The organism is Variovorax sp. 770b2 (genome assembly GCF_900115685.1).
Lineage (GTDB): Bacteria > Pseudomonadota > Gammaproteobacteria > Burkholderiales > Burkholderiaceae_C > Variovorax.
The window spans coordinates 3,319,915-3,346,575 of record NZ_FOXJ01000001.1 but is presented as its reverse complement, the minus strand read 5'-3'; the positions used below and the strand labels follow the sequence as shown (position 1 = coordinate 3,346,575).

At 67.7% G+C, this 26,661-nt stretch carries 26 protein-coding genes; 21 read left to right on the top strand and 5 right to left on the bottom strand.

All coding sequences use genetic code 11. The features are described from left to right. Positions 1–165: 165 nt before the first annotated feature. A complete protein-coding gene (gene ppc, locus BM133_RS15510) occupies positions 166–3,009 on the bottom strand; it encodes a phosphoenolpyruvate carboxylase (RefSeq protein ID WP_093434900.1) in 2,844 nt (947 codons plus the stop codon). 84 nt (positions 3,010–3,093) lie between these two features. On the opposite strand from ppc, the gene hemC reads away from it, so the two are divergent. From hemC to BM133_RS15485, 5 genes are all read left to right on the top strand, one after another. Then, the gene (hemC, locus tag BM133_RS15505) at positions 3,094–4,020 is read left to right on the top strand and encodes a hydroxymethylbilane synthase (RefSeq protein ID WP_093434899.1); all 927 of its coding nucleotides are present in this window, start codon (positions 3,094–3,096) and stop codon (positions 4,018–4,020) included. Positions 4,021–4,036: 16 nt separating this feature from the next. Continuing rightward, the gene (locus tag BM133_RS15500) at positions 4,037–4,828 is read left to right on the top strand and encodes a uroporphyrinogen-III synthase (protein WP_093434897.1); all 792 of its coding nucleotides are present in this window, start codon (positions 4,037–4,039) and stop codon (positions 4,826–4,828) included. Then, a complete protein-coding gene (locus BM133_RS15495) occupies positions 4,825–5,925 on the top strand; it encodes a uroporphyrinogen-III C-methyltransferase (protein ID WP_093434895.1) in 1,101 nt (366 codons plus the stop codon). Before BM133_RS15500 ends, BM133_RS15495 begins: the two co-directional genes overlap by 4 nt. 7 nt (positions 5,926–5,932) lie before the next feature. Beyond that, positions 5,933–7,216: a heme biosynthesis HemY N-terminal domain-containing protein gene (locus tag BM133_RS15490; protein ID WP_093434894.1), complete on the top strand. Its 1,284-nt coding sequence runs from the start codon at positions 5,933–5,935 to the stop codon at positions 7,214–7,216. 157 nt (positions 7,217–7,373) lie between these two features. Continuing rightward, positions 7,374–7,547, top strand: a complete 174-nt coding sequence (locus BM133_RS15485) for a hypothetical protein (protein ID WP_256219180.1) — start codon at positions 7,374–7,376, stop codon at positions 7,545–7,547. A gap of 45 nt (positions 7,548–7,592) precedes the next feature. Here the strand turns inward: BM133_RS15485 and BM133_RS15480 are convergent, their stop codons facing one another. Then, entirely contained in the window at positions 7,593–10,865 is a 3,273-nt protein-coding gene (locus tag BM133_RS15480) for an Rne/Rng family ribonuclease (RefSeq protein ID WP_093434892.1), read from the bottom strand. 546 nt (positions 10,866–11,411) lie between these two features. Between BM133_RS15480 and BM133_RS15475 the strand changes: the two genes are divergently transcribed. From BM133_RS15475 to BM133_RS15460, 4 genes are read left to right on the top strand one after another with little or no spacing between them, the layout of a single operon-like run. Next, positions 11,412–12,509 carry an RluA family pseudouridine synthase gene (locus BM133_RS15475; RefSeq protein ID WP_093434891.1) on the top strand — a complete coding sequence of 366 codons (1,098 nt, stop codon included), beginning with the start codon at positions 11,412–11,414 and terminating at the stop codon, positions 12,507–12,509. After that, on the top strand, positions 12,502–13,176 hold the full coding sequence (locus BM133_RS15470) for an HAD family hydrolase (RefSeq protein WP_093434889.1): 675 nt from the start codon (positions 12,502–12,504) through the stop codon (positions 13,174–13,176). The genes BM133_RS15475 and BM133_RS15470 overlap by 8 nt, the downstream gene beginning before the upstream one ends. A 10-nt stretch (positions 13,177–13,186) precedes the next feature. Continuing rightward, a complete protein-coding gene (locus tag BM133_RS15465) occupies positions 13,187–13,555 on the top strand; it encodes a Rieske (2Fe-2S) protein (protein WP_093434888.1) in 369 nt (122 codons plus the stop codon). Between the two features lie 3 nt (positions 13,556–13,558). After that, positions 13,559–14,602, top strand: a complete 1,044-nt coding sequence (locus tag BM133_RS15460) for a S49 family peptidase (RefSeq protein ID WP_093434886.1) — start codon at positions 13,559–13,561, stop codon at positions 14,600–14,602. 22 nt (positions 14,603–14,624) lie between these two features. Here BM133_RS15460 and BM133_RS15455 read toward each other — a convergent pair whose 3' ends face one another. From BM133_RS15455 to BM133_RS15445, 3 genes are read right to left on the bottom strand one after another with little or no spacing between them, the layout of a single operon-like run. Continuing rightward, a complete protein-coding gene (locus tag BM133_RS15455) occupies positions 14,625–15,776 on the bottom strand; it encodes an MFS transporter (RefSeq protein WP_093434885.1) in 1,152 nt (383 codons plus the stop codon). Between the two features lie 2 nt (positions 15,777–15,778). Continuing rightward, on the bottom strand, positions 15,779–16,540 hold the full coding sequence (locus tag BM133_RS15450; protein ID WP_093434883.1) for an SAM-dependent methyltransferase: 762 nt from the start codon (positions 16,538–16,540) through the stop codon (positions 15,779–15,781). Then, positions 16,537–17,118 carry a Maf family protein gene (locus tag BM133_RS15445; RefSeq protein ID WP_093434882.1) on the bottom strand — a complete coding sequence of 194 codons (582 nt, stop codon included), beginning with the start codon at positions 17,116–17,118 and terminating at the stop codon, positions 16,537–16,539. The genes BM133_RS15450 and BM133_RS15445 overlap by 4 nt, the downstream gene beginning before the upstream one ends. An 80-nt stretch (positions 17,119–17,198) precedes the next feature. On the opposite strand from BM133_RS15445, the gene BM133_RS15440 reads away from it, so the two are divergent. The 12 genes from BM133_RS15440 to BM133_RS15385 all read left to right on the top strand — a co-directional run bounded on the left by BM133_RS15440 (position 17,199) and on the right by BM133_RS15385 (position 26,651). Continuing rightward, positions 17,199–17,756 (top strand): YceD family protein, encoded by a 558-nt coding sequence (locus BM133_RS15440; RefSeq protein ID WP_093434880.1) that lies wholly within the window; start codon positions 17,199–17,201, stop codon positions 17,754–17,756. A gap of 164 nt (positions 17,757–17,920) precedes the next feature. Continuing rightward, on the top strand, positions 17,921–18,103 hold the full coding sequence (gene rpmF / locus BM133_RS15435) for a 50S ribosomal protein L32 (RefSeq protein ID WP_007830466.1): 183 nt from the start codon (positions 17,921–17,923) through the stop codon (positions 18,101–18,103). A gap of 61 nt (positions 18,104–18,164) precedes the next feature. Further along, positions 18,165–19,262 (top strand): phosphate acyltransferase PlsX, encoded by a 1,098-nt coding sequence (plsX, locus tag BM133_RS15430; protein WP_093434879.1) that lies wholly within the window; start codon positions 18,165–18,167, stop codon positions 19,260–19,262. Further along, on the top strand, positions 19,262–20,239 hold the full coding sequence (locus tag BM133_RS15425; protein WP_093434877.1) for a beta-ketoacyl-ACP synthase III: 978 nt from the start codon (positions 19,262–19,264) through the stop codon (positions 20,237–20,239). Before plsX ends, BM133_RS15425 begins: the two co-directional genes overlap by 1 nt. A gap of 49 nt (positions 20,240–20,288) precedes the next feature. Continuing rightward, a complete protein-coding gene (gene fabD / locus BM133_RS15420) occupies positions 20,289–21,242 on the top strand; it encodes an ACP S-malonyltransferase (RefSeq protein ID WP_093434876.1) in 954 nt (317 codons plus the stop codon). 27 nt (positions 21,243–21,269) lie between these two features. Further along, positions 21,270–22,013, top strand: coding sequence for a 3-oxoacyl-ACP reductase FabG (fabG, locus tag BM133_RS15415; RefSeq protein WP_093434874.1), 744 nt, complete (start codon positions 21,270–21,272; stop codon positions 22,011–22,013). Between the two features lie 98 nt (positions 22,014–22,111). Next, positions 22,112–22,351, top strand: a complete 240-nt coding sequence (gene acpP / locus BM133_RS15410; RefSeq protein WP_007830471.1) for an acyl carrier protein — start codon at positions 22,112–22,114, stop codon at positions 22,349–22,351. Positions 22,352–22,448: 97 nt separating this feature from the next. After that, on the top strand, positions 22,449–23,693 hold the full coding sequence (gene fabF / locus BM133_RS15405) for a beta-ketoacyl-ACP synthase II (protein WP_093434873.1): 1,245 nt from the start codon (positions 22,449–22,451) through the stop codon (positions 23,691–23,693). Between the two features lie 13 nt (positions 23,694–23,706). Next, the gene (locus tag BM133_RS15400; RefSeq protein WP_093434871.1) at positions 23,707–24,189 is read left to right on the top strand and encodes a hypothetical protein; all 483 of its coding nucleotides are present in this window, start codon (positions 23,707–23,709) and stop codon (positions 24,187–24,189) included. Positions 24,190–24,199: 10 nt separating this feature from the next. Then, positions 24,200–24,874 (top strand): RNA polymerase sigma factor RpoE, encoded by a 675-nt coding sequence (gene rpoE, locus BM133_RS15395; protein ID WP_256219179.1) that lies wholly within the window; start codon positions 24,200–24,202, stop codon positions 24,872–24,874. Between the two features lie 17 nt (positions 24,875–24,891). After that, positions 24,892–25,557: a sigma-E factor negative regulatory protein gene (locus BM133_RS15390; protein ID WP_093434869.1), complete on the top strand. Its 666-nt coding sequence runs from the start codon at positions 24,892–24,894 to the stop codon at positions 25,555–25,557. A gap of 23 nt (positions 25,558–25,580) precedes the next feature. Continuing rightward, positions 25,581–26,651 carry a MucB/RseB C-terminal domain-containing protein gene (locus tag BM133_RS15385; protein WP_093434868.1) on the top strand — a complete coding sequence of 357 codons (1,071 nt, stop codon included), beginning with the start codon at positions 25,581–25,583 and terminating at the stop codon, positions 26,649–26,651. Positions 26,652–26,661: the final 10 nt, after the last annotated feature.

The following is a 26,661-nucleotide window of genomic DNA, read 5'->3' as shown; positions in this document are numbered from 1 at the left end:
CAACGGGCTCCTGTGAAACGACTTCGAGCTGCCGCGCGATTGCGAGAACTGTGAACGTGTCCGACCGTACGCTTTTAAATGGCCTTACAGGTGCCTGATTGGCGCCTGTTCACGTAGGAAAGGGCGCACAAGGCGCCCTTTGTCTTTGGTGCTCGACGCCTGAAGTCAGCCAGTGTTGCGCAGGCCCGCAGCCACCCCGTTGATCGAGATATGGATCCCGCGCTGCAGCCGCTCGCCGCCGTCGCCCGCGCGGTAGCGCCGCATCAGCTCCACCTGCAGGTGGTGCAGCGGATCGATGTACGGAAAGCGATGCCGCACCGAGCGCTGCATCTCGGCATTGCCTTCCAGCCGCTGCTTGGCGCCCGTGATGAGCGTGAGCGCGTCCGAGGTGCGGTGCCATTCGGCATCGATCATCGAGAACACCTTCTGGCGCAGCTTGCGGTCGGTCACCAGTTCCGCGTAGCGCGAGGCCAGCGCGAGGTCGCTCTTGGCGAGCACCATGTCCATGTTCGAGAGCAGCGTGCGAAAGAACGGCCACTGCGCATACATGCGCTGCAGCAGCGCCACGCGTTCCTTCTTGCCCGCGGCGTTGCCGGCCGAGGCGAGGAACTGCTCCACGCCCGCGCCGAAGCCGAACCAGCCCGGAATCGTGAGGCGGCACTGGCCCCAGCTGAAGCTCCAGGGCACCGCGCGCAGGTCGTCGATCTTGTGGCTCGGGTTGCGCGAGGCGGGGCGCGAGCCGATGTTGAGCTCGGCGATCTCGCGGATCGGCGTGGAGCCGAAGAAGTAGTCGCCGAAGCCCGGGGTTTCGTAGACCAGCTTGCGGTAGGCGGCCATGCTGGCGGTCGAGAGTTCGCCTGCTGCCGAGAGGAAGGTGGCGGGCGCCGACTTGCCCTGCGGCAGCAGCGTGGCTTCGAGCGTGGCGGCCACCAGCGTCTCCAGGTTGCGCCGGCCGATCTCGCGGTTGGCGTACTTCGAGCCGATGACTTCGCCTTGCTCGGTGAGGCGGATCTGGCCGCGCACCGTGCCCGGCGGCTGCGCAAGGATCGCCTGGTAGCTCGGGCCGCCGCCGCGTCCCACCGTGCCGCCGCGGCCATGGAACATGCGCAGGCGAATCGGGTTGGCCTTTTTCTTGTTGAGCTCGTCGAAGAGCGACACCAGCGCGATGCCCGCGCGGTAGAGCTCCCAGTTGCTGGTGAAGATGCCGCCGTCCTTGTTGCTGTCGCTGTAGCCGAGCATCACGTCCTGCTCGGCGCCCGAGCGCTCGATGAGCGCCTGGATGTTCGGCAGCGCGTAGAAGGCGCGCACGATGGGCGCGGCATTGCGCAGGTCTTCGATGGTTTCGAAGAGCGGCACGACGATCAGGTCGCACACCGCGTTGGTGGCCATCGCACCGCGCAGGAGCCCCACTTCCTTTTGCAGCAGCAGCGCTTCGAGCAGGTCGCTCACCGTTTCGGTGTGGCTGATGATGTAGTGGCGGATGGCCGCGGCGCCGTAGCGCGCACGCGCGGTGCGGGCGGCGGCGAAGATGGCCAGCTCGCTTTTTGCGAGCGGCGAGTAGTCGGCGTCGGGCACGCGCAGGGGACGAGCGTCGTCCAGCAGCTTGAGCAGCAGCGTCTGCTTGGCCTCTTCGGCGAGCGAGGCGTACGACGGCTCGATGCGCGCGGTGGCGAGCAGCTCGGCGATCACCGCCTCGTGCTTGTCGGAGCTCTGGCGCAGGTCGACCGTGGCGAGGTGAAAGCCGAACACCTCCACCGCGCGGATCAGCGGACGCAGGCGCTGCGCCGCGAGCACGCTGCCGTGCTTTTCGCCCAGCGACTCTTCCACGGTGCGCAGGTCGGCAAGAAATTCCTCGGCGTTGGGGTACGGGTTCTGCGGTGCGACGGCATGGCGCGCGGCCTCGCCGCCCGTGAGCTCGCGCAGCGTGGCCGCGAGACGCGCATACACGCCGGTGAGCGCGCGGCGGTAGGGCTCGTCCTTGCGGTGTTCGCTGGTGTCGGGCGAGCGCTCGGCCAGCGCCTGCATCTCGGCCGACACATCGACCAGCGTGGCCGAGAGCGAGAGCTCGCCGCCCAGGTAGTGCACCTCGGTGAGGTAGTGGCGCAGCGCCAGTTCGCACTGGCGGCCGAGCGCGTATTCGAGGGTCTCGGCGGTGACGTTGGGGTTGCCGTCGCGGTCGCCGCCGATCCATTGGCCCATGCGCAGGAACGGCGCGACCGACGGCGTGTGGCCGCCTTGCATCAATGCCTTTTCGAGGTCGGCATAGACGCGCGGAATCTCGCGCAGGAACGTGGCTTCGTAGTAGCTCAGCGCGTTCTCGATTTCATCGGCCACGGTGAGCTTGGAGAAGCGCAGGAGCCGCGTCTGCCAGATCTGGGTGACGCGCGTGCGCATCTGCGTTTCGTTGTCGGCGAGCTCGATGGGCGAGAGCGCGTCTTTTCCGCCCGCGTAGGCGTTCTGGCGCAGCTTGATTTCGTCGCGCGTGGTGAGCAGGAGCGCGATGGCGCGTTCGGCATCCAGGATGCTCTTGCGCTGCACTTCGGTCGGGTGCGCGGTGAGCACGGGCGACACGTAGCTGTGGGCCAGCGAGGCGACGATTTCGTCGGGCTTCACGCCCGCCTTGCGGATGCGGGCGAGCGCAGTCTGCAGGTCGCCGTCTGCCAGCACGCCTTGGCGATCGGCCTCGGTGCGGCGACGGATCTGGTGGCGGTCTTCCGCGAGGTTGGCCAGGTGGCTGAAGTAGGTGAAGGCGCGGATCACGCGCACCGTCTCGGCGGCGCTCAGGCCCTTGAGCAGGTTCTTGAGCGCGCGGTCGGCGGCGTGGTCGGCGTCGCGGCGAAAGGCCACCGACAGGGTGCGGATCTTTTCCACCAACGCATAGGTCTCGTCTCCTTCCTGCTCCCGGATCACATCGCCGAGGATCCGGCCCAACAGCCGGATGTCGTCGATCAGTGGCTGGTCTTCGGCCTGGCGGCGCTTGGGGAGGGCAGGGGTCTTGCTGGCTTTCATTCGATGTTGTTCCTGGGGACTTGAATGGACGCGCCGCCTGCGTTGCTGCGGCGCAACATGCTAGCATTCCGGCGGTCTGGAAACATGTACTTTTTGGGAGCGGTCTTGAGCAATATCGTGATCGCGACGCGCGAAAGCCGGTTGGCCCTTTGGCAGGCCGAACACGTGCAAGCGCTTTTGCAAGAACGGGGCCACACGGTCCAGCTTCTGGGCATGACGACCCGGGGCGACCAGATCCTGGACAAGAGCCTGAGCAAGGTCGGCGGCAAGGGCCTCTTCGTGAAGGAACTCGAAACGGCGATCGAAGACGGGCGCGCCGACATCGCGGTGCATTCGCTGAAAGATGTGCCGATGGACCTGCCCGAAGGCTTCGTCCTGGCCTGCGTGCTGGAGCGCGAAGACCCGCGCGATGCGCTGGTCTCTCCCCGCTACGCCTCGCTCGACGAACTGCCGCACGGCGCGGTGGTCGGCACCTCCAGCCTGCGCCGCGTGGTGCTGCTCAAGGCCAGGCGGCCCGACGTGCGCATCGAGCCGCTGCGCGGCAACCTCGATACGCGCCTCCGCAAGCTCGACGAAGGGCAGTACGACGCGATCATCCTGGCGGCTGCGGGCTTGAAGCGCCTCGGCCTCGAAGACCGCATCCGCGTGGCGTTCGAACCCGACGACATGCTGCCGGCCGCGGGGCAGGGCGCGCTGGGTATCGAGGTGCGCGCCGATCGCGCCGACCTGATCGAACTGCTCGCGCCGCTCGCGCACCGGGGCGACTGGCTCTCGACCGCCGCCGAACGCGCGGTCAGCCGCGCGATGGGCGGCAGCTGCTCGATGCCGCTCGCGGCGCACGCGCGCTGGCAGGCCGATGGGGCATTGCGCATCGATGCCGCCTGGGGCGATCCGGAGGGCAACACGCCGCTGGTTCGCGTTCATGCACAGGCCGAGGTCGGCGATTTCGCGCGTGCCGATGCGCTCGGCGAACACGCGGCCGCGTTGCTGCGCGACGCCGGCGCCCACTGAAATCCGTGGTCATCAGATGACTGCGCGGCCCGTCATCGTCACGCGGCCTGCACGCGAGTCGGTGCAATGGGTCGACGACCTGCGTGCCGCCGGCCTCGATGCGGTGGCGTTGCCGCTGATCGTCATCGAGCCCGTCCACGATGCCGAGCCGCTGCGCGCGGCCTGGCGGCGGCTCGAGGACTACGCCGCGCTGATGTTCGTGAGCGCGACGGCGGTCGAGCATTTCTTTCAGCACCGCGACGCGGGCTCGACCGACGAGGCCCTGGCCGGTCGCCCTGGCCTCCGCTTCTGGGCCACGGGCCCCGGCACCACGCGCGCCTTGCTGCGCGCCGGCGTGCCGCCCGACGCCATTGACGCACCGCCGCCCGAGGCCACGCGCTTCGATTCGGAAGCGCTGTGGGAGCGCGTGCAGGGCCAGGTGTCGGCCAGCGTGCGCGTGCTCATCGTGCGCGGTGGCGATGAGGCGGGGCAGCCCGCCGGCCGCGACTGGCTCGCCAGGGAGATCGATGCGGCGAGCGGGCATCGCGACACGGTGGTGGCCTATCGCCGATTGCCGCCGTTGTTCGACGTCAGACAACATCAACTGGCCGTGGATGGCGCGCAAGGGCGCGCGATCTGGCTCTTCAGCAGCTCCGAGGCGATCGCGAATCTCCAGCGCGCGATGCCCGGCACCGACTGGCACGCCGCGAGCGCCGTGGCCACGCATGCACGCATCGGCGAAGCCGCGCGGGCTGCGGGTTTTGGTGCGTTGCGTGTCTGCACACCGCTGCGGGATGCGTTGATCGCGTCGATAGAATCGTTGGCATGAGCGCCGCGTCCCCGTCCGACGACATTTCTCCTTCTTCTCCCGCTGCCGCAACGGCGCCGGTGCCCGCCACGCTGGCGCCGCACCAGACGCCCGCCGCCATGGCCGCCGCGGCCACGCTGCTGTCCCGCATCGGCTTCGGCCTCGTCGCCCTGGTGGCGCTGGCCGCGCTGGTGATGACCATCGCGCTGTGGCAAAAGGTCGGCGGCATGAAAGAGCAGCTCGCACGCCAGAGCGCCGAGGCCACCACGCAGTCGATGGAAGCGCGCACGCTGGCGCGCCAGGCCAGCGACACGGTGCGCGACGCCGCGGCCCGCGTGGCCCTCATCGAAACCCGCGTGGCCGAAGTCGCGCTGCAGCGCTCGCAGCTCGAAGAGCTGATGCAGAGCCTCTCGCGTTCGCGCGATGAAAACCTCGTGGTCGACATCGAGTCGGCCGTGCGCCTCGCGCTGCAGCAGGCCCAGGTCACCGGCAATGTCGAACCCCTGCTGGCGGCCCTCAAGGCCGGCGACCTGCGCATCTCCCGCGCCGCGCAGCCGCGGCTCGCACCGCTGCAGCGCGCCATGCAGCGCGACGCCGACCGCCTGCGCAGCAACTCGAGCGTCGACAGCGCAGAGGCGCTGCAAAAGCTCGACGAGCTGATGCGCAACGTGGACGACCTGCCCACGATCAACGCGGTGGCGGTTCGCGGCACGGGCGTCAATGCCTGGCAGCCCGAACCGATTCCGGCCGATGCACCCTGGTGGCGCCGTGCGCTGCTCACGGTGCGCGGCGAAGCGCGCTCGCTGGTGCGCGTGGGCCGCATCCAGAGCCCCGAGGCGATCCTGCTGCCCCCCGAGCAGACCTACTTCCTGCGCGAGAACCTGAAGCTCAAACTGCTCAACGCGCGCCTCTCGCTGCTGTCGCGCCAGGTCGATGCCACGCGCGCCGAACTGGCCCAGGTGACCGCATCGCTCAACCGTTATTTCGACCCCGCCTCGCGCCGCACGCAGGCCGCCGCCACGCTGCTGCAGCAGCTGCAGGCGCAAGTGAAGACCACCGAGCCGGCACGCGTGGACGACACGCTCGCGGCCCTCGCCACCGCGGCCGCAGGGCGCTGACCCGCTCATGCGCGCTGCAATCTGGCTCCTCGCGCTGTTCGCCGTCGCTGCGGCAGTGGCTCTTTTCGCGGGCAACAACCAGGGCACGATCACGGTGTTCTGGCCGCCCTGGCGTGTCGACCTGTCGCTGAACCTCGTGCTGGTGATCCTGCTGGCGACCTTCGTGCTGCTGCACGTCGCGCTGCGCGCGCTGGCCGCGTTGTTCTCGCTGCCGACGCAGGCGCGCCACTGGCGCCTCCAGCAGAAGGAGCGCGCGCTGCACGCCGCGCTGCTCGATGCGATGGTGCAGTTGATCGCGGGCCGTTTTTCTCGCGCGCGCAAGGCTGCGCAGGCCGCGCTGGTCCAGGAAAAGACCCTGGCCGCGCTCGATGCAAACCTGCCGCAGGCGCAGCAGGTGCGCGTGCTGTCGCATCTGCTGGCAGCCGAAAGCGCACAGGCCCTGCAGGACAAGCCGGCACGCGATGCGCATCTTCAGCAGGCGCTCAACGAAAGCGTCGACCGCATGGTGCTCGCGAGCCCCGAGACGCGCGAAGGCGTGCAGCTGCGCGCCGCGCGCTGGGCGCTCGAAGACCGCGATGCGGCCGCCGCGCTCGCCCGTCTCGAAGAACTTCCGCAGGGCGCGCAACGGCGCACGCTGGCCCTGCGCCTTCGCCTGAAGGCGGCGCGGCAGGACCGGCGCACGCTCGAAGCCCTCGAAACCGCGCGCCTGCTGGCCAAGCACCGCGCTTTCTCGGATGCGGCGGCGCAGAGCATCGTGCGCGGGCTGGCAACCGAACTGCTGTCGGGCGCACACGACCCGGCGCAGCTGATGCGCGCCTGGTCCGAACTCGACAGCAGCGAACGCGAAATGCCCGAAGTGGCGATCCACGGCGCTCAACGCATGGTGGTGCTGCATGGCGACCTGGCGCTTGCGCGCGGCTGGCTGCTGCCCGCATGGGAGCGCATGGTGGCGAACCCGCGCGGCCTGGGCGACGCGCTGCGCGTCAAGCTGGCGCGCGCGCTCGAAGCGGGGCTCGACTCGGTGGATGCCGACTGGCTCGCCCGCATCGAAAGCGCCCAGCGCAACAACCCGCGCGATGCGAACCTGCAGTACCTCGCCGGCATGGCCTGCATGAAGCGCCAGTTGTGGGGCAAGGCCCAGCAACTGCTCACGCAGGCCGGGCTCGCGCTGCAGGACGCCGAGCTCTATCGCCGTGCCTGGCTCGCGCTGGCCGAACTGGCCGAAGCGCGCGAGGATGCAGAACAGGCCGCCGCCGCCTGGAAGCGCGCGGCGCAGGCGCCCAGCACCTGAGCCTGCCCGGCATTCAGGGGCAAGCGCCCGAAGGCTGCAGCGACGGCCGGCGGCTGCCGAAGACCACGAAGCTGATCGCCGCCAGCACCCAGATGCCGACGCCGCCATAAGAGCATCACGAGCCCGAAGTCGCGCACCTGCTGCGATCGAGCCGGGCATGAAGATCGTCGAGGGTCGCTATGGCCTGCCGCCGTTGCCGAGCGTCGAGTTCGCGCTGATCTGGAGCGAGGGCGGCAAGACGCCGTGTGCCTGCCGCTTCGGGCAGATGATCCTGGAAATGCCAGATTTGCCAGATTTGCCGGACCTGCCGGTCAGCAGCGTGCAGGCATAAAAAAACGGCGCCCGAGGCGCCGTTTTTCATTTGCGAGCTTCGTGCTCAGTGCGTGCCGGGCGCTTGCGCGTCGGTGGCCGTCTTCTCGAACGGCAGCGACATCGAGCCCAGGTCGCGGCGGGTTTCTACCAGCACCAGCGGGCCTTCATCCAGCACGATCGCCGGCGGGCGTTCGCGCGGCACGTGCAGCGGCTTCGGCTCGGCGGCGATGGCGGCGCGCGCTTGCGCGATGCGGTCGGCGTCCGAGTTGACCCACTGCAGGCCCGAGCTCTCGGCGATCTGCGCGAGGTCGTTCAGCGGCAGTTCGAAGGGCTGCACCTTGGGCAGCGCGCGGCCGTTGCCGGCGGGCGCTGCGGGTGCTGCCTTGGGGCTCTCGACCACGATGGGCGCTGCGACCGGTGCGGGCGCGGGGCGCTCGAAGCGCGGCTGCTGCTGCGGTGCGGGTTCCCGCACTTCGGGCGCTGCGGCGACCTCGTTCACTTGGCGTTCGGCGACGGGTTCCGACGCGAGCGGCAGCGGCTGCTGGCGGGCGGCCGGCGCTTCGTACGACTCGCCGGTGGCTTCCATGGCGGCTGCGACGGCGCCTTCGGCGGCCGGTGCATCGGCTGCGTTGGCTTCGTTCTCGTCGCGCGGGCCGCGTTCGCGGCGGTCGCGGCCGTAGCGGTCACGCGAACGGCCACGGCGCTCTTCACCTTCGCGGCCTTCACGGCGTGGGGCCTGGTCGTTGCCGGCGTTGTCGCTGCCTTGTTCGCCCTCGGCGGATGCCACTTCGGCCACGCGCGCTTCGCCTTCGGCGGTCGGTGCGTCGCTCCGGCGTTCGCGGCGGCCGTCGGTGCGCTCGCCGCGTTCGCCACCACGATCACCGCGCGGGGCGCGTTGTTCGTCGCGGCCGTTGCGGGGCTGGCGCTCGCCTTGCGGGGCGCCTTCACCGGCGACGGCTTCGCCGCGCGGTTGTGCGTCGCCGTTGCGTTCGCCGCCGCGGTCGTTGCTGCGCTCACCGCGTTCGGCACGGTCACCGCGCTCGCCGCGTTCACGACGCTCGCCACGGGCGCGCGGTGCGCGTTCCGCTGCGTTGCCTTCGTCGGCGCCGGGCGCCTGCGGCTGGGCTTCGAGGTTGACGTTGCCGTCGACCAGTGCCTCGGCCGGTGCATTGCGGCTTTCGCCTTCGCGGCGCTCGCCACGTCCGCCACGGCGTTGTTCGCCGTCGCGCGGGGCACGTGCCTCGCGGGGTTCACGCGGCTCGCGGGGCTCGCGTTGCTCACGCGGCTGGCCTGCGGCTGCGTCGTTGCGCAGTTCGCTGCTGCGGCCGTCGCGGCGCTCGCCGCCGCCTTCGCGACGTTCACCGCCACCTTCGCGGCGCTCGCCACCGCGGCCGCCACGGCGTTCGCCGTCACGACCACCGCGGCGTTCGCCGCCTTCGCCGCGGCCTTCGCCACCGCGACCGCTACGGCGTTGTTCGCCATCACGTGCGCCGCCGCGGGCTTCGCCATCGCGGCCCGGACGGCCATCGCGGCGGGGCTTCGGTGCCTCGACCGGAATCGCCGACGGTGCGGGCGCCTTCGCTTCGGCGGGCGCGCCGCCGAACAGGTTCTTGATCCAGCCGAAGAAGCCGCTTTGTGCAGGAATCGGAGCGCTCACGACGGGCGGCGCGACCGGTGCGGGTGCGGCGACAGGCGCGCGCACTGCTTCGGGCTTGGGCGGAACCACCGGCGCGGGTGCGTCGGGCAGCACGCCCTTGATGACCGGCGTCTGCTTGTTGGTCGGCTCCTGCGAGCGGCGGGTGACGGCCGTCGGGTCTTCGATCTCGTCGGCCATCTTGTAGCTGGCTTCGATGTGGTCCAGGCGCGGATCGTCGTGCTTCAGGCGCTCGAGCTTGTAGTTCGGCGTTTCGAGCGTCTTGTTGGGCACCATCAGCACGGTCACGCGCTGCTTGAGCTCGATCTTGGCGATTTCGGGGCGCTTCTCGTTCAAGAGGAACGACGCCACTTCGACCGGCACCTGGACGTGCACGGCGGCCGTGTTGTCCTTCAGGCACTCCTCCTGGATGATGCGCAGGATCTGCAGCGCGCTGGATTCGGTGTCGCGGATGTGGCCCGAGCCGCCGCAACGGGGGCAGGGGATCGACGAACCTTCGCTCAGTGCCGGCTTCAGGCGCTGGCGGCTCATTTCCATCAGGCCGAACTTGCTGATCGAGCCGAACTGCACGCGGGCGCGGTCTTGGCGCAGCGCATCGCGCAGGCGGCTTTCGACTTCGCGGCGGTTCTTCGATTCGTCCATGTCGATGAAGTCGATGACGATCAGGCCGCCCAGGTCGCGCAGGCGCATCTGGCGGGCCACTTCGTCGGCGGCTTCCAGGTTGGTGCGGGTGGCGGTCTCTTCGATGTCGCCGCCCTTGATGGCGCGGGCCGAGTTCACGTCGACCGAGACCAGCGCCTCGGTGTGGTCGATCACGATGGCGCCGCCCGAAGGCAACTGCACGGTGCGGGCGTAGGCCGATTCGATCTGGTGCTCGATCTGGAAGCGGCTGAACAGCGCCGCGTCGTCGCGGTAGCGCTTCACGCGGGCGGCATGCTCGGGCATGACGTGCGCCATGAACTGCTGCGCCTGGTCGTAGATGTCGTCGGTGTCGATCAGGATGTCGCCGATGTCGTGATTGAAGTAATCACGGATCGCGCGGATCACGAGCGACGATTCCTGGTAGATCAGGAAGGCGCCCTTGCCGCCCTTGGCAGCGCCGTCGATGGCGGTCCACAGCTTGAGCAGGTAGTTCAGGTCCCACTGCAGTTCGGGCGCCGAGCGGCCGATGCCGGCGGTGCGCGCGATGATGCTCATGCCCTTGGGGTACTCGAGCTGGTCCATCGCCTCCTTGAGGTCGGCACGGTCTTCGCCCTCGATGCGGCGCGAAACGCCACCGCCGCGGGGGTTGTTGGGCATCAGCACGACATAGCGGCCGGCCAGCGAGATGAAGGTGGTGAGGGCCGCGCCCTTGTTGCCGCGTTCTTCCTTTTCGACCTGGACGGTGAGTTCCTGGCCTTCGCGGATCGCGTCCTGGATGCGGGCCTGGCTGGCCGACACGCCTTCGGCGAAGTACTGCTTGGAGATTTCCTTGAACGGCAGGAAGCCGTGGCGGTCTTCGCCGTAGTCGACGAAACAGGCTTCGAGCGAAGGCTCGACGCGGGTCACGACCGCCTTGTAGATGTTGCCCTTGCGCTGTTCGCGCCCTTCGATCTCGATTTCGTAGTCGAGGAGCTTTTGCCCGTCGACGATGGCCAGGCGCCGTTCTTCGGCTTGCGTGGCATTGATCAGCATCCGCTTCATGATGCGTTGTCCTTATATGTATCGTTTACCGGCTCATGACGAGCCAACGATGCACGGACGACGCCCGCGAAACCAGGGAATTGCCGCTTGGCCCCGGATGCTGTGACTGCCGCGCCAGGCGCGAGCAGGCCTCTCGAGCGTCAGCTCAAGAAGACAGCCGGGGTGGGGGCGCGTGGATGGGCGCGAGCCAGATTCGGTGTTGAGTGGCGATCTTTTCGATAGCCGGTTGCGCAAGGGGGGCGCGCGCTGCAAAAGATCCAATGCCGGAGGCCGCTGGCAGAAGCCAGGTCGGCCAGCGAAGGCATATTTGAATCAGCAGCATCAACACAACAAGGGACTCGCTTCGATCCGCCGGCAGCTTGGAAGCTGCAGGCTGGGTATTCCGTATCGGTGTTTCGTGGGTGTCGGCTTGACTTGGGTGCCGGGCCTGCCACTTTGCGCAATTGCGCGGGGTTTGCAGCTCGGCGCCAAAGCGGCATCGACCTCACAGCATGGTCGTCAGTGCTCTAAACTTCTGTCTAATCAAGCACTTACACGACCGCGCTGGTGAAAAACATTATAGGTGCGAAGCAAAGCCCCGAGACCGCTCCAAATCCCGCAGATCGAAATGCCGGGGCCGAGGCAGGCGCGCACGGCGCTATCAAATTCATCACTGTCGACGCGGAGTCTGCGGGGCAGCGCCTGGACAACTTTCTTTTTCGCCATCTGAAAGGCGTGCCCAAGACGCACGTCTACCGGATCATCCGGTCGGGTGAGGTGCGCATCAACAAGGGGCGCGTCCAGGCCGAGACCCGCATCGAGGCGGGCGACGTGGTCAGGCTCCCGCCGGTGCGGATATCGCCCCGCGCGGAGGAGGGCGCCACGCCACCCGCCCCGGCCCGCGAATTCCCGGTGCTGCTCGAAGACGACGCCGTGCTGGCCATCGACAAGCCCGCCGGCGTGGCGGTGCACGGCGGCAGCGGCGTGAGCTTCGGCGTGATCGAGCAACTGCGCACGGCGCGCCCGGGCGCCAGATTCCTTGAACTGGTCCACCGGCTGGACCGCGAGACCTCCGGCATCCTGCTGGTCGCCAAGAAGCGCAGCGCGCTGGTCGCGCTGCAGGACCAGTTCCGCGAGCGCGAGACCGGCAAGACGTACCTCGCGCTGGTCGAAGGCGACTGGCCCGCCAACAAGAAGGTGCTCGATGCGCCGCTCGCCAAGTATTTGCTGCCCGATGGCTCCGGCGCCGGTGCCGGCGAACGCCGCGTGCGCGTGGTCGCCAAGGACCACCCGGACGCCATGCGCGCCGTGACGCTCGTTCGCGTGCTCGCACGGCTCACGCTGCCGGGCGACGCCACGCCGCTGTCACTGCTGGCGGTGACGATCAAGACCGGACGCACCCACCAGATCCGCGTGCACCTGGCTTCGGCCGGCCATGCGATCGCGGGCGACGACAAGTACGGCGATTCCGAGCGCCAGCGCGCGTTGCAGAAACTCGGCTTGAAGCGCATGTTTCTCCACGCGTGGCGACTGCAGTTCAACCACCCGGCGGGCGGCGAGCGCATGGCGCTGCAGGCCGACCTGCCGTCCGAACTGCACGCGCTGATGCCACCCTCCGCGCTCCAGGCGCTTGCCCAACACCCCACTCCCACGGCCCATGACTGATTCCTCCGCCAGACCTCCCCGCTTCGACCTGATCGCCTTCGACTGGGACGGCACGCTCTACGACTCCACGCGCCTGATCGTGCGCTGCATCCAGGCCGCGGTGATCGATGTCGGCGGCGCCAAGCCCACCGAGAACGACGCCGCCTGGGTGATCGGCCTGGGGCTGGCAGAAGCGCTCGCGCGCGCGGCGCCCGATGTGCCGAAGGAAAAGTACGCCGAGCTCGGCGCGCGCTACCGCTACCACTACCTGCAGCACCAGGACGACCTGGTGCTGTTCGACGGCGCGTTGCAGATGCTCGATGCCCTGCGCGCGCGCGGCCACAAGCTGGCCGTGGCCACCGGCAAGTCGCGCCGCGGGCTGAACGAGGCGCTGAAGTCCGTCGCCCTGCGCGATCGCTTCGACGCCTCGCGCACGGCCGACGAGACCTTCGGCAAGCCGCATCCGCGCATGCTGCTGGAACTGATGGAAGAGCTCGACGTGCCGGCCGAGCGGACATTGATGATCGGCGACACCACGCACGACCTGCAGCTGGCGACGAACGCCGGCTGCGCCAGCGTCGCAGTGAGCTACGGCGCGCACGAGCCCGCCAGCTTCGACGAATTCAAGCCGCTGTTCGTCGCTCACTCGGTGCCCGCGCTCCAGACCTGGCTCCTGGACAACGCCTGAGGATCTCGCCATGAGCGAAGAGCACATCCCGCTGTGCAATGCCTCGGACCTGGTCGAAGGCGGCCGGGCCGTACCTTTCGACGTGATCCACGGCGGCGAGACCTGCCGCGCCTTCGCGGTGCGCTTCGAGGGCCAGCCGCATGCGTACCTCAACCGGTGCAGCCACGTGGCGATGGAAATGGACTTCCAGCCCGACCGCTTCTTCGACGACACCGGCCAGTGGCTGCTGTGCGCCACCCACGGCGCGGTCTATTCGCCCGACACCGGCGAATGCATGGGCGGCCCCTGCCGCGGCGGCCTCGTGAAGATCGCCCTGAGCGAACGCGACGGCGTGGTGCACTGGCATACTGACTGGAACCTCCAACCTCTCACCTTCTGACACATGACCGACCCGACTCGCAGGGAACCTGAAGGTTTCGATCCGTTTGAGCCGGCAGCTCCCCTCACGCCCTCGCAAGACACCCCCAAGAACATGGCCCAAGACCCCACACAGCGCCCCGGCTGGGAGCGCGCAACGCTTGAAAAGCTGGCCTTCGCCGCGTTGAGCGAGCAGAAGTCCACGCGCCGCTGGAAGACCTTCGTGCGTCTTTCGTGGCTCGCCTTCTTCATCTTCCTGGCCTGGTTCGCGCTCTCGCGCAGCACGCCGAGCACGGCCAAGACCACGGCCCACACGGCCGTCGTCGAGATCAAGGGCGAGATCGCAGCGGGCGGCGACGCGAGCGCCGAGTTCGTCGTGGCCGCCATGAAGACGGCCTTCGAGGACGACGGCGCCAAGGGCGTGGTGCTGCTGATCAACTCGCCGGGCGGCAGCCCCGTGCAGGCCGGCATCATCAACGACGAGATCAAGCGCCTGAAGGCCAAGCACAAGAAGCCGGTCTACGCGGTGGTCGAGGAGACCTGCGCCTCGGCGGCTTACTACATTGCCGCCGGCGCCGACAAGATCTTCGTCGACAAGGCCAGCATCGTCGGCAGCATCGGCGTGCTGATGGATGGCTTCGGCTTCACCGGCGTGATGGACAAGGTGGGCGTGGAGCGCCGCCTCCTCACGGCCGGCGAGAACAAGGGCTTCCTCGATCCGTTCAGCCCGATGAGCGACGCGCAGCGCGCGCACGCCCAGACGATGCTCAACCAGATCCACGCGCAATTCATCAATGTGGTGAAGACCGGCCGCGGCGATCGACTGAAGCTGGACACCCCGGGCCTCTTCAGCGGCCTCTTCTGGAGCGGCGAGCAGGCGGTCGAGTACGGCCTGGCCGATCAGCTCGGCAACGTCGATTTCGTGGCGCGCGAGGTGATCAAGGCCGAAGAGGTCATCGACTACACCCGTCGCGACAACGTGGCCGAGAAGCTGGCCAAGAAGTTCGGCGCTGCGATGGGCGAGGCTTCTGTGCGCTCGCTGCAGGTCGCGACGCCCGCGCTGCGCTGAAGCAGATCAAGACCTTCGATCTTCAGGCCGCTTCGCTGCGCGTGAAGCGGGCCGAAGCGGCCAGCGCCGCGGCAAAGATCACCACCACATAGAGCGCGGCGGTCAGCGAGCTGGCCCGCGCCAGCAGGCCGATCACCGCGGGTCCGGCCATGAATCCCAGATAGGCCACGGCCGACACCGAAGCGATGCCGCTCGCGGGCTCGACGCCCGGGACGCGGGCCGAGGCGCCGAACAGGATCGGTACCACGTTCGCAAAACCGACCCCGACGCCTGCGAAGCCGACCAGCGCGAGCCAGGGCAGGTCGGTCGACAGCACCAGGGTCATCGCCGCGGCCGCCAGCACGCCGCTGCCGCGCAGCAAGGCAACCGGGGTGAAGCGGGCGCGCATCGCATCACCGCCGAAGCGCGCAGCGGCCATGGCCGCGGAAAAGGCGGCATAGGCCAGCGCCGCCTGCTTCTGCGGGCTGCCGAGCTCCTGCTGCATATAGAGAACGCTCCAGTCGTAGATCGCGCCTTCGGCGATCAGGCCCAGCGCAGCCAGCACGCCGAGCACCGCGAGGGGGCCGCGGGGCAAGCGAAAGCTGTGATCGGCGCCGGCCGCATTGCCCGTGGCGACTGCCTTGGGCAGCATGCGCGTCGAAGACACGGCAACGAGCAGCACCATCACCGCGGCAACGAGCAGCAGGTGCGTCTGCGCACCCATGCCCGCCGCAAGCACCGCGCTGCCGCTCGCGGCGCCCGCCATGCCGCCCAGGCTGAACATGCCGTGCATGCCGCTCATCAGCGGCGTGCCGCTTTGCATTTCGAGCTGGGCCGCTTCGGTGTTGATGGCCACGTCGAACACGCTGGTGACGAGCCCGAATGCGGCCAGCAGGCCCATCAGTGCGAAGTAGCCCGGCATGGCGATGAGGCCGGCCAGCAAGAGCGCATAGACGCAGCCGGAAAGGGCAGCGATCCGTCGCGGACCATGGCGGCCGATCCAGCGCCCCGCGCTGGTCAGTCCAACCATCGCGCCGGCGCCAGCGGCGAGCAGGGCCAGTCCGAGCTGGGCCTCGTCCAGGCCGTAGTGCGCCTTGACCGTGGGCACGTGCACGCCCCAGGTCGCGAAGATGAAGCCAGAAGAAAAGAACTGCGCGCGCGAGGCCCAGCGCGTGCCGGCGGTGATTGCCACCATCGTCAGCGCCCGATCGCGAACACGGCGGGCAGGCGCTCGTCGGTCGCGGTCTGCGGCTTGGCGCGCCAGGACTTCACGGTTTCGCTGCGCACATGGGACGTTGCGAGGGTCAGGCCGCGCGCGACGGCAAGGCGGGTGTTTGGGTGCATCGTTTGAACCAAGGCCTGCAACAGGGCGGCGTTGCGGTAGGGCGTTTCGATGAACAGCTGCGTCTGGCCGGTCTTGAGGGCGATCGCTTCGAGCTCGCGGATGCGGGCCTGGCGTTCGCTCGCGTCCTGCGGCAGGTAGCCGACGAAGGCGAAGTTCTGGCCGTTCAGGCCGCTCGCGGCCAGCGCCAGCAGCAGCGAAACCGGGCCGGTCAGCGGCACCACGGTGATCCCCAGGTCGTGCGCGGCGCGCGCCACCGAGGAGCCGGGGTCGGCCACGGCCGGCATGCCGGCTTCGCTCAACAGGCCGATGTCGTGGCCCTGGAGCGCGGCGGCCAGCAGAGGCCGGGCGTCGAACTGGCCGGCGTGATCGCCTTTCTTGTGCACTTCGCGCGGTAGCTCCTGGATGACCTGCGCCTGCAGCGGGGCGGCCAGCGGTGCGACCGCGTCGATGCGCTTGAGGTACGCGCGGGCGGATTTTGCGTTCTCGCAGATCCAGTGCGTGATGCCGGCGGCCACCTGCAGGGTGCCGAGCGGCAGGGCGTCCTGCAGCGGGGCCTGGACATCGCAGCCGAAATCGAGCGGCGCGGGAACGAGGTAGAGCTTGCCGTGGGTCACAGGAGTTCGACCCCCGCGGCGCGCAGCATCTGGCAGGTGCGGATCAGCGGCAGGCCGACCAGGGCGGTCGGGTCGTCGCTGTCGATGGCATTCAGCAATGCAATGCCGAGGCCTTCGCTCTTGGCGCTGCCGGCGCAGTCGTAGGGCTGCTCGGCTTGAAGGTAGCGCTCGATGGCGGCGTCGCTGAGTTCGCGGAACACGACGCGCACGGGCGCCAGGTCGCGCTGGACGAAGCCGGTGGCGTGGCAGACGACGGCGACGGCGGTCTGGAAGATCAGCGTCTGGCCGCGCATCCGGCGCAATTGAGCGGTGGCGCGGGCGTGGTCGCCGGGCTTGCCGAGCGCCTCGCCTGCGAGGTCGGCCACCTGATCGGAGCCGATGACCACCGCTTCGGGGAAGCGGGCGGCGACGGCGTTGGCTTTTTCCAATGCGAGGCGTTCGGCCAGGGCGCGGGGCGTTTCGCCATCCAACGCGGTTTCATCGACTTCCGGGGCGTGCACATCGAAGGGCAGGCGCAGGCGGTTCATCAGTTCGCGGCGGTAGCGCGAGGTCGAGGCGAGGATCACAGGGCGTTGCATGGGGACGATTGTGCGTGAGCCGCACGAATCCTCCGCCACGCACCATGACGGTGAAGCGGTGGCGCGCTAGACTGGCGCGGATGAAGAGAGAATTTGCCCCCGAACGGCTCGACGTGGCCGGCTTTGCCGCCGCAGCCGCAACCCTGAATGCCGCCGACCCGGTCCCGAACTACGTGCGCCTTGTGGCCGAACTGGCGGATTCGGCCGCCGATGCGGTCGTCCACTGGGAAGCAGCCGGCGAGGAGCGCCCGGGCGCCGATGGCAAGGCGGCCCCCTGGCTGCACCTGGAAGCCGAGGCGATCGTTCCGCTGACTTGCCAGCGCTGCCTGGCGCCCGTCGAGGCGGAGCTCGTGGTGGATCGGTGGTTCCGTTTCGTCGCCGACGAGGCCACGGCGGAGTCGGAGGACGACGAATCCGAGGAAGACCTGCTGGTCGTCAGCCGGGATTTCGACTTGCACACCCTGATCGAGGACGAGCTCCTGATGGAAATTCCCGTCATGCCCGTCCATGACGTCTGTCCGGTGCCCGTCCAGTTGTCGTCCAGCGACGATGACTTCCAAGCCGCCGAGGAAGCCAAGCCGAACCCGTTCGCGGTGCTCGGAGCGTTGCGTTCGCGCAAGCCGGAAGAGGGCAAGTAGCCCTTTCCCGGCACCTGGGCTATAATCATGGGCTTCGCGCGCGCCGCCGTGAGCAGCGATACAGAGATGACAAACAGGGGCATTCCATACATGCCGCTCACTTTTTTGTATCGCCACCGCAAAAGAGCGCATCCAATCACTCACCTAACAGTCCAGGAGCCATCATGGCCGTCCAGCAAAACAAGAAGTCGCCTTCCAAGCGCGGCATGCACCGTTCACACAACGCACTGGTTGTGCCCGGCATCGCCGTGGAGCCGACCACTGGCGAAACGCACCTGCGCCACCACATCAGCCCGAACGGTTTCTACCGTGGCCGCCAGGTGCTCAAGAACAAGTCCGAAGCCTGATCTCGCATCCCAAGGCCAAGGCCCGAAGCTACTTTCCCTGTAGCGTCGGGCCTTTGTTTTGATGGCTACGTCTTCTTCTCCCGAATTCACTGCTGCGCCTTCCGCAATCACGCTCGCCGTGGATTGCATGGGGGGCGACCATGGGCCGCACGTCACGCTCGCGGCCTGCCGCGCGTTTCTCGAGCGGCACAGCGAAGCGTCGTTGTTGCTGGTCGGTGCGCCGGCCGCACTGGCGGGGTTCGCCCCACATCCACGTGCCCGCATCGTTGCCGCCAGCGAAGTGGTGGGCATGGACGATCCCATTGAAATCGCGCTGCGCAAGAAGAAGGATTCTTCGATGCGCGTCGCAATCCAGCAGGTCAAGGACGGCGCAGCCCAGGCCGCCATCTCCGCCGGCAACACCGGCGCCTTGATGGCGATCGCGCGCTATCTACTCAAGACGCTCGACGGCATCGATCGCCCCGCGATCGCGCCGCAACTCCCGAACGCGAAAGGCGGCGCAACCACCGTGCTCGACTTGGGTGCGAACGTCGATTGCGATGCCGAGGATTTGCTTCAGTTCGCCGTACTCGGCTCGGCGCTGGTTTCGGCGCTGACCGGCAATGAGGCGCCTTCGGTCGGCCTGCTCAATATCGGCGAAGAAGCCATCAAAGGCAGCGAAACGATCAAAAAAGCGAGCCAACTGCTGCGTACGGCCGCCAATTCCAAAGATTTGAACTTCTACGGCAACGTCGAGGGCAACGACATCTTCAAGGGCACGACCGACATCGTCGTCTGCGACGGCTTCGTTGGAAATGTCGCGCTGAAAGCCAGCGAAGGCGTGGCCTCGATGATCGGTGAGTTCATTCGCGTCGAATTTTCGCGAAACATTTTCACGAAGATTGCGGCAATTGTTGCTTATCCGGTTCTAAAAGCGTTCAAAAGTCGCCTGGATCATCGTCGGTACAACGGCGCCGCGTTGTTGGGCCTCCGCGGCCTGGTTTTCAAGAGCCATGGCTCGGCCGATGAAGTGGCTTTCGGACATGCGCTGGATCGCGCTTATGATGCCGCTCGCAACAACCTGCTCGATCGCGTGCGGGCCCGCATCGCCCACGCCGCGCCTTTGCTCGCGCGGCAGGAACCGGCGGTGCCGGTCGACGCGACGGCCCTTCACGTTTGATGACCCCTTTTTCACGCATCACCGGCACCGGCAGCTATCTGCCTCCCCGCCGAGTGACCAATGACGATCTCGCCAAGGAGTTGGCGCTGCGCGGCATCGAAACCTCCGATCAGTGGATCGTCGAGCGCACCGGCATTCACGCGCGTCACTTTGCCGCGCCGGATGTCGGCAGCAGCGATCTTGGCCTGGAGGCTGCGAAGCACGCGCTCGAAGCGGCGGGCCGCAAGCCCAGCGATGTCGACCTGATCATCGTGGCGACCTCGACGCCCGACATGGTGTTTCCATCGTCGGCCGCCATCCTGCAGAACAAGCTCGGCATCGCCGGCTGCCCGGCGTTCGACGTGCAGGCGGTCTGCAGCGGCTTCGTCTACGCGCTGACCGTGGCCGACGCGATGATCCGCACCGGCAGCGCGCGCTGCGCACTGGTGATCGGCGCGGAAGTGTTCTCCCGCATTCTCGATTTCAACGATCGCACCACCTGCGTGCTGTTCGGCGACGGCGCGGGCGCAGTGGTGCTCGAGGCCAGCGACGAGCCCGGCATCCTGTCGAGCGATCTTCATGCGGACGGCAAGCACGTCGGCATCCTCTGCGTGCCGGGCCACGTGTCCGGCGGGAACGTGCTGGGCACGCCGCTGCTGCACATGGACGGCCAGGCCGTGTTCAAGCTGGCGGTCCGTGTGCTCGAAGAGGCGGCGCGCACTGCGCTGGCCAAGGCCGGCAAGACCGAGGCCGACATCGACTGGCTGATTCCGCACCAGGCCAACATCCGCATCATGGAAGGCACGGCCAGGAAGCTGAAGCTGCCGCGCGAGAAGCTGATCGTCACGGTCAACGAGCACGGCAACACCTCGGCGGCCTCGATTCCACTGGCGCTCGACGAAGCGGTGCGCTCCGGCAAGGTGAAGAAGGGCGAAACCCTCATGCTCGAAGGCGTGGGCGGTGGTTTCACCTGGGGCGCCGTGCTATTGAATCTGTAGCGTGTCGCGGTCCTCTTCGGGGCTGCGATGCGATATGACGCATACAACAATGAAATCCTTTGCTTTTGTTTTTCCAGGTCAGGGCTCGCAGGCCGTCGGCATGCTCGACGCCTGGGGTGACCATCCGGCCGTGGCAGAAACGCTGCGCGAGGCTTCCGAAGCGCTGGGCGAAGACGTCGGCGGGCTGATCAAGAGCGGCCCCAAGGAAGATCTGGCGCTCACCACCAATACGCAGCCCGTGATGCTGGTTGCTGGTGTCGCGGCCTGGCGTGCCTGGCTGTCCGAAGGCGGTGCAACGCCCTCCGTCGTGGCGGGCCATTCGCTGGGCGAGTACTCGGCGCTGGTGGCTTCCGGCGTGTTGACGCTGGCGCAAGCCGCGCCGCTGGTGCGTTTCCGTGCGCAGGCCATGCAACAGGCTGTTCCCGTCGGTATCGGCGCCATGGCCGCCGTGCTGGGCATGGAGTCCGGCAAGGTCGTGGCGGGCTGCGCGGAAGCGACGGCCTCCTTCGGCGCGGGCAGCGCTGAAATCGTCGAAGCCGTGAATTTCAACGACCCCGCGCAGACCGTGATCGCCGGCAGCAAAGCCGCTGTCGACAAGGCCTGCGAGCTGCTCAAGGCCAATGGCGCCAAGCGCGCGCTGCTGCTGCCCGTTTCTGCGCCTTTCCATTCGAGCCTGATGAAGCCCGCCGCCGAGGCGCTGCGCGAAAAACTCGCTTCCCTTGCGTTCGCCGCGCCGCAGATCCCGGTGCTGAACAACATCGACGTGGCTGTCGAGACCGACCCGGACCGCATCCGCGACGCCCTGGTTCGCCAGGCCGCCGGCCCGGTTCGCTGGGTCGAGAGCGTGCAGGCCTTGAAACTGCGCGGTGTAGCCGCCATCATCGAGTGCGGGCCCGGCAAGGTGCTGGCCGGCATGGTCAAGCGCATCGCCCCCGATCTGGAAGCTGCGTCGGTGTACGACCCGACAACGCTCGCGGACACCCGACAATCGCTCGCCGGCTGAACGGCGCAAGGCCCCGATACTTTTTATATGAGCATTCCCAAATTCGAGGGGCAGGTCGCCCTGGTCACCGGCGCATCGCGCGGCATCGGCGCAGCGATTGCGCTCGAGCTGGCGCAGCGCGGCCTGAAGGTGGTCGGCACCGGCACCACCGAGGACAGCGCGGCGAAGATCACTTCGGCACTGAGCGCGTTCGACGGCCGTGGCCGTGCACTCAACGTGAATGACGCTGCAGCCGTCGAGGCGCTGATCGACGAGATCGTCCAGGCCTACGGCGCGATCCACGTGCTCGTCAACAACGCCGGCATCACGCGCGACACGCTCGCCATGCGCATGAAGGACGACGACTGGGATGCGGTGCTCGACACCAATCTCAAGGCCGTGTTCCGACTCTCGCGCGCGGTGATCCGCCCGATGATGAAGCAGCGCTACGGCCGCATCATCAGCATCACGAGCGTGGTGGGCGCCTCCGGCAATGCCGGCCAGGCCAACTACGCCGCCGCCAAGGCCGGCGTCGCGGGCATGACCCGCGCGCTGGCCCGCGAACTGGGCAGCCGCAACATCACCGTCAACTGCGTCGCGCCGGGCTTCATCGAAACCGACATGACAGCGAGCCTTCCCGAGGCGCAGCAACAAGCACTCCTGCAACAGATCCCGCTGGGCCACCTGGGCAAGCCGGCCGACATCGCGCATGCGGTGGCGTACCTGGCATCGCCCCAGGCGTCCTACGTGACCGGTCAGGAGTTGCATGTGAATGGCGGCATGCACATGTAGCCGCAAGGCGCAATCTTTCCCGTACCGGGGGTGAGGCAAATGCCACAATCCGCCCGGCTAAAATCCACCGATTACCTACAACCCTCAGAGGGAACCAAATGAGCGATATCGAAGCACGTGTCAAGAAAATCATCGCCGAGCAACTCGGCGTGGAAGAGTCCCAAGTGACGAACGAAAAGGCTTTCGTGGCCGACCTCGGCGCTGACTCGCTCGACACGGTCGAACTCGTGATGGCACTCGAAGACGAGTTCGGCATCGAGATCCCCGATGAAGATGCCGAGAAGATCACCACGGTGCAAAACGCCGTCGACTACGCCACCAAGAATCAAAAGGCCTGATCGGCCAGCTTGACGCTGCGATGGCGGCCAGCGGCTTGTTCTCAAACCGCATGCGCCGACCCGCAGTTGTTCAGCGCTTTCAGAAAGGTTTGCCGGCATGACCAAACGCCGCGTCGTCGTGACCGGACTCGGTTGCATCGCTCCTGTCGGAAACACCGCAACCGAATCCTGGGCCAACTTGTTGGCCGGGAAGTCGGGCATTGCGAACATCACCGCGTTCGATGCAAGCGCCTTCGCCTGCAAGTTCGCCGGTGAGGTCAAGGGTTTCGACATCACCCAATACATCTCGGAGAAAGAAGCGCGTCACATGGACCGCTTCATTCATCTGGGGCTCGCTGCCGCCATCCAGGCAGTGCAGGACAGCGGACTGCCGACCGGCGAAGCGCTGTCCTATGAAGAGGCCGTGCGCATCGGCTGCAACATCGGCTCGGGCATCGGCGGTCTGCCGATGATCGAACAGACGCATGGCGAATACGCGAGTCGCGGCCCGCGCCGCATTTCGCCGTTCTTCGTGCCGGCGTCGATCATCAACATGATCTCGGGTCACGTGTCGATCAAGTACGGCTTCAAGGGCCCGAACATCGCCGTCGTGACCGCCTGCACCACGGGCCTGCATGCCATCGGCACGTCGGCACGCATGATCGAGTACGGCGATGCCGACGTCATGATCGCGGGCGGCGCCGAGTCGACCATTTCCCCGCTCGGCATCGGCGGCTTCACTGCGCCTCGCGCGCTGAGCACCCGCAACGACGATCCCGCAACGGCCTCGCGCCCGTGGGACAAGGACCGCGACGGCTTCGTGCTGGGCGAGGGCGCCGGCGTGCTGGTGCTCGAGGAGTACGAGCATGCCAAGGCACGCGGCGCCAAGATCTATGCGGAAGTGGCGGGCTTCGGCCTGACCGGCGACGCGTATCACATGACGGCGCCCGACGTCGACGGCCCCCGCCGCTCGATGGTTATGGCACTGGCCAATGCGGGTGTCAATGCCGATCAGGTCCAGTACCTGAACGCGCACGGCACCTCCACGCAGATCGGCGACCTCAACGAGACCAATGCGCTCAAGCTCGCCTTCGGCGACCACGCGAAGAAGCTCGTCGTGAATTCGACCAAGTCCATGACCGGCCACTTGCTGGGCGGCGCGGGCGGCATCGAATCGGTGTTCACGGTGCTTGCGCTGCACGAGCAGAAGAGCCCGCCGACCATCAACATCTTCAACCAGGATCCGGAGTGCGATCTCGACTACTGCGCCAACGAGGCGCGCGATCTGAAGATCGATGTCGCGGTCAAGAACAACTTCGGCTTCGGCGGCACCAACGGTACGCTGGTGTTCAAGCGCGCTTGAGCATTGCTCTCTCATGCACAGCGCGCCGTCGGTGACCTATCCGGTGGGGCGCTCACGCGGCGCTACCCGGATTCTTGTTGTTCTCTGGACCCTGGGCGCCTGCTGCGCCGGCGCATCCTGCTATCTCTTCGATAGCGCTGGATGGCGCCAGCTGCTGCTGGTTCTCAGCGTCGTCTTCTCGGGCGTTGCCGCAGGCTTCGGCTTGCGGCGCGATGGAGCCGCCACCCTGCACTTCGATGGACTCTATTGGTCCCTGACGGGCGCCGATCCGACCCGCGGCGTTCGTGCGGCGCGGGCCACGGTCGCGCTCGATTTCCAATCGCTGATGCTGGTCCGGCTCTCGGAGCCGGGCCGCGCCTCGCGCTGGGTCTGGCTCGAGCAGCGGTCCATGCCGGAGCGCTGGCGCGACGTGCGCCGGGCGGTCTATTCGCGCGCGCCGGCTGCCGAACCTGCGTCCGATCCCTGGCGCGCGACGGCGCCCGCCGACGCGCCCTGAAACCCCGTCGATGACAACTTCTCCCCCGCCTGTGCCACCGGAGTCCGGCCTGACCGACGCGTCGGCCGAGGCGCCGCGTCCGGGCGAGGTCGATTTCCAGCTGGTCCAGCGCACGGTCGCGGGCGACCAGAAGGCCTTCGAGCTCCTGGTCATCAAATACCAGCGCCGCATCGAGCGCCTGATCGGCCGCATGGTGCGCGATGTCGACCTGGTCGAGGACATTGCCCAGGAAACCTTCATTCGGGCCTACCGCGCGCTGCACCAGTTTCGCGGCGAGGCGCAGTTCTATACCTGGCTCTACCGGATCGCGGTCAACACCGCCAAGAAGGCGCTGGTGGACATGAAGCGCGATCCGACCATCTCCGAAAGCGCGCTGCGGCCGTCTTCTGACGACGACGATGAAACTTACCGTCCCGGAAACGAACCAATCAGCGACGAAACCCCCGAATCGGTCATGGCGGCGAACGAAATCGCCAGCGCCGTCGAGGCAGCCATGGAAGCGCTCCCAGCCGAGTTGCGCCAAGCGGTCACGCTGCGCGAGATCGAGGGGATGAGTTACGAAGAGATTGCCGAGGTCATGGATTGCCCTATCGGCACAGTGCGCTCACGTATTTTCCGGGCGCGCGAAGCCATTTCGGCCAGGGTCAAACCGCTTCTGGACAACCAGTCCGGCAAGCGTTGGTAAGTAAGCAGGTGAATGAAATGAATCAGACGATGACGGTTCGGGAACAGGTGTCCGCACTTGCGGATGGTCATTTGCAGGGCGAGGCGTTCGCGCAGGCGATCGAAGCCGTCTGCACGGAGGGCGATTCGCGCGCGGCATGGCATGCCTACCACGTGGTGGGCGACGTGTTGCGCTCGGGCTCGCATTCGACGTGCAGCGACAGTTCGGCGTTCCTGGCCCGTTTCCAGCAGCGACTTGCCGCGGAGCCGGTGGTCGCGATGCCGGCGCTGGTGCCGGTTGCCGCAGCGCCCGTGGTCCAGGTCCGGCGCAGGGCCGATGCCGCCAATGAACCGGTCTTTCGCTGGAAGCTGGTGGCAGGCGCCGCTTCGATGGTCGCCGTCGCGGCCATCAGTTGGACGCTGATCGGCAACGGCACGGCCGGGTCTCAGGCCGGCGCGCAGATCGCGGCCCAGCAACAGCCCGCGGTGAATTCGGTCTTGGCGGCAGCTGCCGTCAACAGTCAGCAACCGGCCAGCGCCACGCTGACGCCCACGCGCGTGATGGTGGGCAACGGCAATCCGCAGGTCATGCTGCGCGACCCGCGGCTGGACCAGTTGCTCGAAGCGCACCAGCAGGCTGGCGGCGCTTCGCAAATGCCTTCTGGTTTCCTGCGCAACGCCACTTTCGAGGGACCTACGCGCTGATTGCGCGTCCGTAGCCACCCGCAATGACCGTTCAGATGCCGATCTCCGCACGCGCGTTCGTGCTTGTGTTTGCAGCCTTCTGCTTCGTGCAGGTTGCCACCGCACAAAACCGCTCCGGCCCGGCGACCGCCAAGGGCGCGGCTTCGGCGCAAACGGACGAGCCGCCGGCGATGAGCGTGGCCGACTGGCTGCAGCGCATGCATACCGGCGCGCGGCAACGCAACTACGTGGGCACCTTCGTGGTGTCGGCGCCGGGCGGGGACCTGTCGAGCGCGCGCATCTGGCACGTGCGCGACGGCGATCATCAGATCGAGCGCATCGAGGCCCTCTCGGGGCCGCCGCGCTCGACCTTCCGGCGCAATCGCAATGTCATGACCTTCCTGCCCGAGGCAAAGCTCGTGAAGGTGGAGAAGCGCGAGAACCTCGATCTCTTCCCCAATCTGCCGGACAAGGCCGATTCGTCGATCGGCGACTTCTACGATGTGCGCGCAATCGGCAAGGACCGCGTGGCCGGCTTCGACGCCGATGTGGTGCAACTGGTGCCGCACGATGGCCTGCGTTTCGGCTATCGCATCTGGAGCGAGCGCCGCTCGGGCCTGGTGGTGAAGCTGCAGACCATCGACAGCGAATCGCGGGTGGTGGAGCAATCGGCGTTCTCCGAGTTGCAGCTGGACGCGCCGGTGAAGGCGCAGGCGCTGGCGCAGATGATGACCAACACCACGGGCTACCGCATCGAAAAGCTGGAGCTCGAGCGCACCACGGCGCAGGACGAGGGCTGGACGCTCAGCGCGCCCGTGGCCGGCTTCAAGCCCCGCAGCTTTTTCCGCCGGCCGACCGCCGGTGGCGACAAGGCGAAGCAGGACGCCGCGACGGTCCAGTGGACTTTCTCGGACGGACTGGCCTCGGTGTCGCTTTTCATCGAGCGCTACGACGCCGCGCGTGCGCCGCGGGACGGCGTGCTGACCATCGGTGCCACCAATGCCATCCGCCGGCGCTTGCCCGAGCCCGCGAGCGACTGGTGGCTGACCGCGGTGGGCGAGGTGCCGCAGCAGACGCTCAACGCCTTTGCCCAGAGCCTCGCCCGCACACGCTGATTGCCCTTGG